At 40.3% G+C, this 12,605-nt stretch carries 8 protein-coding genes; 4 read left to right on the forward strand and 4 right to left on the reverse strand.

What is annotated here, in order from left to right:
* Positions 1-50: 50 nt before the first annotated feature.
* Positions 51-4,577, reverse strand: coding sequence for a hypothetical protein (locus QZU77_RS01435; protein ID WP_295598919.1), 4,527 nt, complete (start codon positions 4,575-4,577; stop codon positions 51-53).
* Between the two features lie 408 nt (positions 4,578-4,985).
* Here QZU77_RS01435 and QZU77_RS01440 point away from each other — a divergent pair, with 408 nt between their 5' ends.
* From QZU77_RS01440 to QZU77_RS01450, 3 genes are read left to right on the forward strand one after another with little or no spacing between them, the layout of a single operon-like run.
* A complete protein-coding gene (locus QZU77_RS01440) occupies positions 4,986-7,133 on the forward strand; it encodes a Tex family protein (RefSeq protein WP_295598921.1) in 2,148 nt (715 codons plus the stop codon).
* A gap of 59 nt (positions 7,134-7,192) precedes the next feature.
* Entirely contained in the window at positions 7,193-8,215 is a 1,023-nt protein-coding gene (gene purE, locus QZU77_RS01445; protein WP_295598923.1) for a 5-(carboxyamino)imidazole ribonucleotide mutase, read from the forward strand.
* Between the two features lie 10 nt (positions 8,216-8,225).
* The gene (locus tag QZU77_RS01450; protein WP_295598925.1) at positions 8,226-9,482 is read left to right on the forward strand and encodes a UbiD family decarboxylase; all 1,257 of its coding nucleotides are present in this window, start codon (positions 8,226-8,228) and stop codon (positions 9,480-9,482) included.
* A 445-nt stretch (positions 9,483-9,927) separates the two neighbouring features.
* On the opposite strand, the gene amrS is transcribed toward QZU77_RS01450, so the two are convergent.
* From amrS to QZU77_RS10815, 3 genes are all read right to left on the reverse strand, one after another.
* Entirely contained in the window at positions 9,928-10,800 is an 873-nt protein-coding gene (amrS, locus tag QZU77_RS01455; RefSeq protein WP_295598927.1) for an AmmeMemoRadiSam system radical SAM enzyme, read from the reverse strand.
* The gene (gene thiL, locus QZU77_RS01460) at positions 10,787-11,710 is read right to left on the reverse strand and encodes a thiamine-phosphate kinase (RefSeq protein WP_295598929.1); all 924 of its coding nucleotides are present in this window, start codon (positions 11,708-11,710) and stop codon (positions 10,787-10,789) included. Before thiL ends, amrS begins: the two co-directional genes overlap by 14 nt.
* A gap of 95 nt (positions 11,711-11,805) precedes the next feature.
* Complete coding sequence (locus QZU77_RS10815; protein ID WP_366208853.1) at positions 11,806-12,108, reverse strand: transposase; 303 nt, start codon at positions 12,106-12,108, stop codon at positions 11,806-11,808.
* Between the two features lie 181 nt (positions 12,109-12,289).
* Here QZU77_RS10815 and QZU77_RS01465 point away from each other — a divergent pair.
* Positions 12,290-12,605: helix-turn-helix domain-containing protein (locus QZU77_RS01465; protein WP_295598931.1), on the forward strand; the 316-nt coding region annotated here is incomplete at its 3' end.

The raw sequence follows: 12,605 nt of genomic DNA on the forward strand, positions 1-12,605 counted from the left end.
TGTTTTTAAAGGATTTTTAGATTTAAAAAAAAAGAAATGAAGAAATAATATTATTTTCTATTTCTTCTTGGAATTATTAAGGTTAAGATGACCAGGAACAATATCAATATAGGGTTTCCTGTCACGTTTTTACCAGCGCACAAGGAAGCTTTTGAACCTTTATCAATGTTTCCAGTCTTTTCATCCTTTTCATAAGCGTATGAAGTGGCCTGTCCTTGTGACTCGTCACCGCCTGAAATTTTAATGTCAGGTGTTGAATCGTCGTCAGGCACTGAATCATCATCGCTCGGGGTTGTGTTTTCCGGTGCTGAATCGTCAGTCTTGTTTTTAACTTCAACTGTTGCATTGGCGATTTTGTCCCCGCTTTCAACGGTGTTTGTCAAATTGCCGATATTTTCAGCAGTGAAGATTATGAACAGCGTTGTTGTTTCATCAGGAGTTATATTGGTTTTGATGCTCCATGTTAGACCGGCGCCTGCACTCCAGAAGCCCTGCGGGTCGATGAATGAATCGTAGGTCAATCCATCATCAGGCCTTTCGATTATGGTTAAATCAGTTATGTTGACCTTTCCAGTGTTTTTAACTGTTATTTCAAAGTAAACCTTATCTCCAACAGTTACTGTCGCATTTAATGCTATTTTTCCAATAATGTATTGTGGAACAACCACTTCAACCTCATCACTGGCTATTTTAGGTTTGGTCTTGTCTGAGCTTCCAATGATCGAATTGACAAAGGTTCCCTGAGCGGTAGTGTTGAATACCATGAAGAATCCCAATGTCTCATTCACATATAACGGAGCGCTCATTTTCCATGACAATTCATCTTCTGATGCGCCAAGCAAGTCTGAATGTGTTAATGATCCTGCCTGATACCATATGCCAGTGTGGTCTTCAATATGATCGAATACAAGTCCGTCGAATGAGTTTTCAGAAATGGTCACGTCATTCAATACGGCATCACCCCTGTTGATTACAATGACTTCAAATTTGATTTGACTGCCTGCAACAACCAGCGGGTGAATTGCAGTGACTGTAACCTCCAAGTCCGGATTTTTCCCATTCTCTTCTGGAACTGTCTCATTGACCCACACGGTAGCATTGACTTTTTTGGAAACTGTCTCATCTGACCCCACAATAGCAAAATTGGTGAAGTTTCCCACAATATGGGTGTTGAATGTCACCAGCAAGCCTATTTTTTCGCCAGGGGCAAATTCCTCAATAAAAGTCCATTTATTCTTACCGTCAACGACTTCATATCTCCACAGGTCATCATGCAGATAATCGCTATAGGTCAAGCCTTCGAATGAATCCTCTATAATGTATAGGTTATGGATATCGAATTCCCCATCATTATAAATCACTATTTCAAACATTGTTTGATCTCCAACCTTTGTTATAGGCATCAGTGAAACCTTTTTACTGTCCAAATGAGGATACAAGACTTTAACGCTTGCATTTGCAGTTTTATTCTCTAAATTAGTTCCATTGACAACAATTGTATTGTTGAATGTGCCCATTGAAGTTGTGTTGAAGTAGACGAATAATGATACTGTTTCCTTTGGAGCGAAATCATCAATCAAAGTCCATACGTTCTTTCCGTTGACTGTTGAATGCTTCCACAGCAATGACTCGCGATAGCTGTCAAATACCAGGCCTTCGAATGAGTCTTCAGTTACTGTTAAATTCTTAACGGCAACATTGTCGGTATTGTGGATAAGTATCTCGAACTCTGCCTTATCGCCTATGACAACAATCGGTTTCAATGTTATCTTCTCAATGGCTATTTTCGGCTGGTAAGGCCTGACGTTTATTGTCACTGATGAAGTGTTCTCGTCTGCATTATCACAGTTTACGACAGCCACATTGGTAATCATGCCCTCTGAAGAGATTGTGCAAACGTATGAGATGTTCACTATTTCACCAACTTCCAATTGGTCTATTTTCCAGACATTTCCTGTGAAATTTCCCTTGTTGGATGTGGTGTTGACCAATATCAATCCGAGTGGAAGGTCATCCCTGATGACAACGTTTATTGCCATGCCCTTGCCGGTATTGTTAACGATGACATTGTAGACTACAGTATCCCCGCCGTAATATATTTTATCATCAACTGTCTTGATGATGGATAATACTGGAGGGTTGATTCTTATCAAACCTGTTTTGACAACTGTTTTTTCAAGTTTTGAACCGTCATAAGTACCATTAACGATTTTTTCACCGGTCATGAAATCAACAGTATAGTTGAATTTCACTGTTCCTTCAACGGCTTCAAGCGAATAGTCATTGCCATTTATTGAAGCACTGATGTTCTGTCCTGTTATTGTATTGCCCATATCATCGGTCAGATTGGCGAATATCAGGATTACGTCACCATATTCAGCGGCAATACTCTTTGCATCGATGAATGTCAGATAGGATGTGCCTATGGAACCGATATTGTAGATATCCCTTCCAAGTTCAGCCTTTGAATCGATTACAGTATTATTCTCAACTGTCAAATCCAAATCATTATACATTACTCCGCCGGTTATGGCAGTCACATTGTTGAAAATGTTGTTTGAAAGGGTTGCGATACTGTGAGCGTATATTGCACCTCCAACATCCGCTGTTGTGTTGAATATCCTATTTGAATCAAATACTGTATTGACGCCGTTTGCATTATTGTAGAAATACGCCGCACCACCTTTCAATGCTTTAGCATTGATGATTGTGTTGTTTCTGAAGGTGGATGTTGCATCAAAGTATTCTAAAGTTCCAATAGCTCCTCCAAGATTATCAGATGAAGAGTTGATGATGACATTTCCAGTGACAATGAGGTTGAATCCGTATATTGCACCTCCAAGACTGGTGGCAGTGCTGTTAATGATTAGGTTATCATAAGCACGAGCGGATTCGCCGCCTATGGATCCGCCAGTTTTAGCGGAGTTGTTTATGAATAGGCATTTGTTGGATATATGGTTCCATCCTCCAACGGCTCCTCCCACATCACCTGCACGGTTGTTTGTGAAGTTGGAATATACTATTCCTGATCCATAGTGAGCATAGACTGCTCCTCCTGTTCCGAGTGCAGTGTTGTTGTTGAATGTGGAATTCTCTATCTTCAACCGATTGTAGCTGTGGTGGTGCCATTGGTATATTGCACCGCCGGACCATGCGTAATTGTTTATGAACGTGCATGACCTGATCAAGTCCGCTTCAAATATTGCACCTCCATAATAATCTCCTCCACGATTCTTCAATCCGTTTGCGTCAAAAACTGACCTGTAGAAGTTTGTCGCCTTGGCGGTTATTGCAGTGTAAACCGCTCCGCCCTGGTAGTCCGCTGTGTTTCTAACAAATGATGAATCATGAACATCAGCTCCGCCATCCACAAATATCGCTCCACCCCGTGAGTCTGCATTGTTTTTAGTGAAGTTTGTATTGTAAACATTTATGTCAAATGCACGTATCGCTCCACCAAACGTTGCCTGTGAATCTTCGAATGTGGAATTATATACATGGGTGGTTCCGGATGCAGTGTATAATGATCCTCCATATGATTGCGCGCGATTGTTTGAAAAAGTGGAATTGACAATAGCCAACTGTCCATTATTGATCAGCAAACCCTGATAATAACTGGAACCCGGCAGATTGTTAATGTCCGCTCCTTCAACGTCAGGACGACTGGATGGAATAATAAAGTTAACTTGCCTTGAAGCGATTACAGTGGAACCATATGAGTTATTGACAATAGAATTTGCCCCTACACATAATGTGAAATCTGAATAGGTTATAGTAATATTCGGTCCAATTCCAATACTGTAACTTGAAATAACATGAGTATTCTTTCCAATAGCTATCGCATATTCTCCACCGGCATATGTGCTTGATCCACCGTCATCTGAATTTCCTTGAGATGTTGCATTAATAACTCTGGAGGTTTTCTTCCAGTAAACGGCTCCTCCTGTGTCACTGGCCCTATTGCTTGTGAAATTCGAGTTTGTAATGATTGTCGAATTTGCAATTATATACATTCCAGCACCATGATTTGCTGAATTGTCCCTGAATTGAGTGTTGTTGACAACCAGGCTCAATCCGTCATAGTAGACAGCTCCTCCGGAAGTTGCTGAACAGTTGGTGAATGTGCAGTCGTTTATAAAACCGCTTGTACCATTATAAAATATTGCAGCTCCGTTTCCATTGGTATGGGCATTTACGAAGTTTACTCCTGAAATATAAAATGTTCCGTTTTTTATCACGAACAGTCTTGCGACATTGCCTCCGTCGATTGTGCAATTGTTTCCCATGATTATCACTGACCTGCTTATCTCTATACCGTCTGTAGGGTCGCCTTCCTTATAGGAGTAATTCTTATTCAATAAGTATACTCCTCCTTTTAGAAGATTCTTCAAGTCTTTTAATGAGCCTGTATCGTTTGGTGCTGTTGGTTGGGTTACAGCTTCAAGCATCTCTTCACTTTCAACTTCCCCAACAGTATCCTCATCGATTTCGGTTTCAAGAATATCCTCTTTCAGATCGTTTTCGGAAGTTATGATTGTTTCATTAATCCCCTCATCATTTGCACTTACCGAAGCCATGCTTAAACATGAAATGAGAATTATGATTAGAATTAGTAGATGTTTGCTTTTGATATTTTCACCTCCCTTTACAGTGAATTAATGGCAAAAAATATAACCATTGATATAATTATGCTAACATATAATATATAAAATTATTCAAAATGATAATAAATAATTAAAAAAATATACAGGTGGAAAATTTTTAAAAATTATATTAATAAACTGGAAATCATTTTAAATATAAATGATAAAGCTGGACAATATCAAATATAAAGTTCTATAAAAAATTTGGATAACTTAACCGATTGGATTTCGAAAAAAACATTTATTAACAGTCTTTTAAATTAATTCGAAAAATTTAACATGAAGGTTATTGAAAAAAATATTGAAATATCTTGAAAACATAAAACAGTATTGGGTAAAATGATGATAGAAAAAACACTTGAAAAGGAATTGGGCCTTGAAGGCTGGCAGGTTAAAAAGGTAATCAAACTGATCGACGACGGCAACACCATACCATTCATTGCAAGGTACAGAAAAGACGTCACCGGTTCACTCAATGATGAAACACTTCGTAAATTCGATGAGCGCCTTAAATACCTTAGAAACCTTCAAGACAAGAAGGATAAAATCATTAAAAGGATAGAGGAGCTTGGAAAGCTTGACGATGAATTGCGAAATAACATTTCAAAGGCTGAAACACTGGTTGAGCTTGAGGACCTCTACCGTCCTTTCAAAAGCAAAAAGCAGACTCGTGCAACCAAGGCACGCGACAAGGGGCTTGAGCCGTTGGCTGATATAATACTTGCCCAGGAGGTCAGAAAAAGCGTTAAAAAGATAGCTGAAGATTATTTGACCGATGAGGTTAAAACCCCCGAGGAGGCGATTCAAGGGGCGCAGGACATAATCGCCGAAATAATCTCCGACAATTCAACCTTCAGGAAAAAGATAAGGAGAAACACTTTCTACACAGGCCAGGTTGAAACAAAGGCAAAGGACAAGGACACCTCAACAGAGTATGACCTATACTACAGCTACACTGAAAGCATCAGGAAAATACCTCCGCACAGGATATTGGCCATAAACCGTGCCGAAAAGGAAGGGGTCATAAGAGTGAAGCTTGCATGCGATGCTGATGAGGTGTTGAAGTACCTGAATCGTCACATGCTTAAAAACATCTCCAGGATTCCTGAAAAAATCGAATACAACCGCTACACCACACCCATAATAAAGGAGGCCGTGAGCGATTCATATAAGAGATTGATTTCACCTGCAATAGAGCGTGAAATACGAAACTATTTAACCGAGAAGGCCGAGGAGAAATCCATTGAGGTGTTTGCCAAAAACCTGAATCAACTGCTGATGGAATCCCCACTAGTAGGAAAGACCATTCTCGGATGGGACCCTGCTTTCAAGACAGGCTGCAAGATTGCAATCATTGACGAGACAGGCAAGGTGCTTGACACTGCACTAATCTATCCGACCGCCCCTCAAAAAAAGATTGCCGAATCCATAAAAACGGTCCGGGATTTGATTGACAAGTACTGTATTGATGTCATTGCCATAGGAAACGGGACCGCCTCAAGAGAGTCCGAGGAGATAGTGGCTCAAATCATAAGAAACACCAGTGTCGAATATATAATAGTCAATGAGGCTGGAGCGTCAGTTTACTCCGCTTCCAAGTTGGCCGATGAGGAGTTTCCGGATTATTCTGAAGGGGAGCGCAGTGCCGTTTCAATTGCAAGAAGATTGCAGGACCCATTGGCTGAACTGGTTAAAATAGACCCAAAGTCAATCGGTGTGGGGCAGTACCAGCATGACATGAACCAGAAGAAACTGAACGAGTCCCTCACAGGGGTTGTTGAAAAGGTGGTCAATGAGGTTGGAGTCGACCTCAACACCGCATCGGTGAGCCTTCTAAATTACGTTTCAGGCATCGGAAACACTACTGCGAAAAACATAATAAGCTACCGTGAGGAGAACGGCAGCTTCACTTCCCGTTCAGAATTGATGAATGTTAAAAAGCTGGGCAAAAAGACATTTGAGCAGTGCGCTGGTTTCATCAAGATCGACAATCCCGAACATCCCCTTGACAACACCACCATCCACCCTGAGTCATATGATGCAACATTGAAACTATTGGAAAGGCTTAATTGCTCCGTCAATGACATTGGCAAACGCAGTCTTAAGCTGAACAACATTAACATAGAGGAAATCTCCGATGAGCTCGATATCGGCCGGGAAACCTTGAAGGACATTATCAGGGAGTTGAAAAAGCCTGGTCGTGACCCAAGGGAGGATATGCCAAAGCCTATTCTTAGGAAAAACGTTTTATCGATTGATGATTTGGAAATCGGCATGATAATGCAGGGGACAGTTAGGAACATTGTTGATTTCGGTGCATTTGTTGATATCGGCGTTCATCAGGATGGTCTCGTGCATATTTCCCAACTTGTGGAGGACAGATTTGTAAAGCACCCCCTTGACATTGTCAGCGTGGGCGACATTGTTGACGTTAAGGTCTTGGATGTCGACACCAGAAGAAACAGGATTAACCTTTCAATGATAGTTTAATATATTTTAAAATCAATATTGTATAGTGAATAAAAATTTTATATAGAAGGGATTTTTAAATGACACCAAAAATAATGATTATTCTTGGAAGTGGATCAGATATTGCTATTGCAGAAAAAGCTATGGACATACTCGATAAATTAGAAATACCATACAGTTTAAAAATCGCATCAGCACACAGGACTCCGAACTTAGTACGTGAAATTGTACAGCAAGGCACTGATGCTGGAATTGAAGTGTTCATTGGAATTGCCGGACTTGCAGCTCACCTGCCGGGCACAATAGCCGCATATACGCCTAGACCAGTTATCGGCGTTCCGGTTGATGTGAAGACCGGCGGTATCGATGCATTGGAATCAATAGTCCAGATGCCGTACCCGTCCCCGATAGCCACAGTCGGCATCGACAGGGGAGACAATGCCGCAATACTTGCAGCCCAGTTCATCGGGTTGCATGATGCTGAAGTGCATGACAGGGTCGTTAAGTTGAGAAAGGAATACGCTCAAAAGGTAATAGCCAGCAATGAAAGCATTGTTCAGGCAATCGACAGACCATTCATCAATAATGATTTCTTAAGGATAAAGGACTTGGAAATCAACAAGGCCGAATTTGATGAAAGCGAGGTCAACTGCAAGAACCCTGATGCGGAAGTTGTAATCATTGTCGGACGCCAAACCGATGTTGGGGTCGCTAAAAAAGTGACAACGATTCTTGACAGGCTCAAGATAACCCATGAACTCAAGGTCGTCTGTCCTATAAGGTCTCCCAGGAAATTCATTAATTACGTTAAATGCATGAAGAACGCTAAAATATTCGTTGGAGTCAGCTCAAACTCATCACAGGTTACCGGAGGCATAGTGGGCTTGACTGCAAGGCCGGTCATCGGTGTACCATGCACCAATGAAAACGGTGATGACTACATGCTTACAACCGTCAGCATGCCGCCGGGAGTTCCTGTTGCAACAGTGGGAATCAACAACGGCAAGAACGCTGCAGTGCTGGCAGGTGAAATTCTTTCTATTGACAATCCAGAAATAGTGCAGCTTCTTGGAAAGCTTAAAGATAAAAAAATTACATTATAAAGTGATTAAGATGAAACTTGATGATGAAAACATTATAGAAATCACTGATGAATTATCCAGTGAATATGAAATCTCAAAAGTCCTGAGGCAATACCCTAAGGACACTGTCATTGTTAAAAACGTTAAGGGATATGACATTCCAGTCATCACCGGTATCTGCAATACCCGTGACAAGATTGCAAAATCAATCAACTGTGAAGTCTCAGAGATTACCGAGAAAATCATTGATGCAATGGAAAACCCATTGGAAGTGACTAAATTCACTGACTTTTCAGAGTATGACACTTTAGACATTGATTTGGGCAAAATCCCTATACTTACTCATTATAAGCGTGACGGCGGAGCATACATTACCGCTGGGGTCGTGTTTGCACGTGACCCTAAAACAGGTATCCAGAACGCTTCAATCCATCGTATGATGGTTCTTGACGATAAAAGACTGGTCATCAGGATTGTTCCAAGAAACCTCTACACCTATTTCCAGAATGCACAGGAGGCTGGTGAGGACTTGGACATTGCAATAGCAATCGGAATGGACCCGGCCATACTTCTTGCAAGCACCACCTCAATACCTATTGATTATAATGAGATGGAAGTTGCAAATGCATTCAAGAACGGTGAGTTGGAATTAATCAAATGCGGAGAGCTGGAAGTTCCTCAAGCCGACATCATCCTTGAAGGAAAGATTTCAGTTACTGAAACCGTTGCCGAAGGGCCGTTCGTGGATCTGACCGACACTTACGACATCATACGTGACCAGCCAATCATTAACCTGGAAAAGATGCACATCAAGAAGGACAATCCATGCTACCATGCAATCGTACCTGCTGGATTTGAGCACAAGCTATTGCAGGGCCTTCCGCAGGAGCCTAGGATATTTAAGGCCGTCAAGAATGCGGTTCCTACAGTTGAAAATGTTGTTTTAACTGAAGGAGGCTGCTGCTGGCTGCATGCAGTGGTGTCAATCAACAAGCAGACCGAAGGTGACGGCAAAAACGCAATTATGGCCGCATTGTCCGCACACCCTTCACTCAAGCACTGTGTTGCGGTGGACACTGACGTTGACATTTTCGATGCTGAGGACGTCGAGTATGCAATAGCCACCCGTGTGAAAGGCGACCGTGACATCATGATTGTTCCAAATGTGCGTGGATCATCACTTGACCCAGTGGCTGAAAGTGACGGCACAACCACAAAGATTGGTGTGGACGCCACCAAGTCACTTAAGACATTGGAAAAATTCGAAAGAGTTAGTTTTGGAGAATGAAACTAACTTTTAAACTCTTTTTTTCAATAAAATTAAACTAAAAAACTAATCACCATATTTAATAGTGAATCATTAAAAAAAAAAACAGATTTAATAAAAGATAGGGTTAAAAAGAACCCTAAACAATTATTAAAAATTGGAACTACAAATGAATTCCAACAAACATCCAAAAAATTTTATCCTCCTAAGGAAGGTGATTGATGGTGGAAATGCTTGTTGACTGCATTATATTTTTAGCAGCAACATATATTTCTAGCAGAATATAGTTAGAGATATTAAGCATCTGATTAAAAATTTGACATGAATCAAGAAGATTAGGTTAATAGTTTTCAAGTCGAGCCACTCGATGAAAAAGAAGCGATGAAGCGGAATTTTAATATGTGACATGCTCCTTTTGAAATTGACATGATAATCAAAGTGGATTCACCATCCACCACACCATCACTTAAATATTACCCAGATAAACGTTCTCAATACCCTTTTCAAGTGCAATCTCCCTTGCCTTGAACAGTATTTCTGCCCTTGTCGGCTCAATGTCATTCATCTTGTAATATGGAAATGCCCTTGAAAAATGTAGAGGCACTTCAGGACCCAACTCATCCACTACAAAATCACACAGGTCTGAAATCTGTGAGATGGAATCATTGTAATCATTGATTATTAAATTTGTCACTTCCAAGTGTTTCCCTTCAAGGTATATTCTTCTTAAATTGTCCAGCACCACATCCAGGTCCGCTCGGCAGACCTTCTTGTAGAAATCCTCAGACATTGACTTCAAGTCCACGTTGAATGCGTCGACAAAACTTAAAACCTCATTGAGTGACTTGTCTGAAAAGTACCCGTTTGTTACATATATCACCTTGAGGTTTTTCTGCCTTGCAAGTAGGGAAGTTTTCTTGTTGAATGGCAAGTGTATCGTAGGTTCATTATAGGTCCAAGCAATTGACTTGCAATTGTTGTTAAGTGCATTTTCCACAATCGCTTCTGGTGTTATCTTGATGCCTCTTGAATAGTTATAGTATTCCTGAGATATCATATAGTTCTGACAATGCAAACATGCCATGTTGCACCCAAATCCGCCTATTGAGTATGTCAATGTCCCCGGCAGGAAATGGTTCAACGGCTTCTTTTCAACCGGATCCGGACTTAAGGATGAGACGATGCCATAAGACTCGTCATGCAGTTCCCCGTTGATGTTTTTATGCTGCGCACATATCCCGACATTGCCGTCGGCTATCTTGCAGTAGTTCGCACAAATCTCGCATCTGACCTTCTGGGTCTTGGAACTCTTCTTGTATAAATCGCTACTCACTAACATAATGCTCATAACCTTCATTTCTTATTCTTTCGACAAAGCCGTTTTCAAGTGTAAGCTCAACAACATCGGAATCGGTGACCTCGCCTATGACCATGCAGTCGATTGGCAGTTTCTCAAGGTTTTCCCTTGATATGGTGAACAGCAGCTCAAAGTCCTCGCCGACGTGAAGCGCCAGGTCAAGGTAATCAAGGCCCCGCCCTTCAGATATTGACTTGTACTCATCCGTAATGCCAAGCATTTCCTCATGGATCATGAATCCGAAACCGTCCTTTTTGATAGTGTAGAGTTCGCTTGCAAGCCCGTCGGTAATGTCCGTGGCGGAAGTGGCATAATCCCTTAGGATCAATCCTTCCCTGATTCTTGCTTCAGGCTTCAGTGCCTTTTTAACATAAACATTGTCCAAAACATCAAGCTCAAAGCCTAAAGCCGCATGGCCAATCGGACCTGTAACAACTATCAAATCCCCCTTATTGTAGGTGTCCTTCATCAGTGGCCTGTCCGTGAGGCCCATGGCTGTTCCTGTGATTATGATTTCCGATGCCTCATTGGTGTCGCCACCAATCAAGGGTATCCCGTAATAATTGCAGGCCTGGGTCACCCCATCGATTATCTGCTTAAAGTGACTGATTTTCAAATCCTTTGGAAGGGCAATTGCCAACAGAAATCCTAAGGGTTCGGCTCCCATCGCCGCAAGGTCGCTGACATTAACCGTGACTGCCTTGAAGCCCATGTCGAAGTAGGACATGTTGTCTGGAAAGTGCCTTGACTGGATCAGCATGTCGCATGTTGAAATCAGGTTGGTATTTTGAAATGATGTGATTGCAGTGTCATCAGGCGTTATAGTGCTTGAATGGGAGATTATGTATTTTATTAATTCCTTTTCACCAATATCTGAGACTTTGAGAGTCATGAATATTAGTATAATTTTTAAATTTAATAAGTTTTAAGAAAAAAAGAAAATGGGGAGTGTCCGATAATTATTTTAATTTTCAAATCTCCCATTTTTTATTTTATTTTTATATCTATTAATATTTCATCCTTAAATATGAATTCTTTAATTAATTCATCTATAATATTTATATCTACTTTTTTACGTTTTATTTTTTCTGTTTTAATTAGGTTTAAAATTGTTTTAAGTACATTAACGGTTGTATGTTTGTGTATTTTTTTAATGTTGTGTGTGATTGCACATTGGGTTAATTCATCGTTTACTCTTTTTGTTCCTCTATTTTTTATTCCTCTGAAGTTTCTAGCCTCTATTAAGGTTCCAAAGTTGCCTTCAGCATTTGAACCTCTTCCAGGATAAATTTTTTGGGGTAAACATTTCGTAAAATACTATAATTTTGAAGTATTTTTTAATGTTGGAAAAAATACTAATCCGGTGCTCTCTGGTTTCTTTTATATATTAAGCATGTGCATATATCATTAATATCTTGTGAGCGTATATTTTTTTAATGTATATTATAGGAAAAAATATGGTGTTTTTTTTATGAGTAGTGTTGTTAATAAAGGTTTAAAGGTACGTATTTTTCCAGATAAATCTATGGAACAGGTTTTAAATCAAAATATGGGAAATGCAAGGTTTATATGGAATAATATTTTAAATCAATACAATGAACTATACAGATTGTTCAAATCCCACGGTTATCATTTAAACCCCAATATACGTAACCTGAATGCTATTTTAAAGATGCTGAAACAGGAACATAGTTTTTTACGTGAAGGCGAATCCACAAGCCAGCAGCAGGTTTTTAGAGACTTAAACAAATCATTCACAAATTTCTTCAAAGGAACACACAACTACC

This window comes from uncultured Methanobrevibacter sp. (assembly GCF_902774605.1).
Lineage (GTDB): Archaea > Methanobacteriota > Methanobacteria > Methanobacteriales > Methanobacteriaceae > Methanocatella.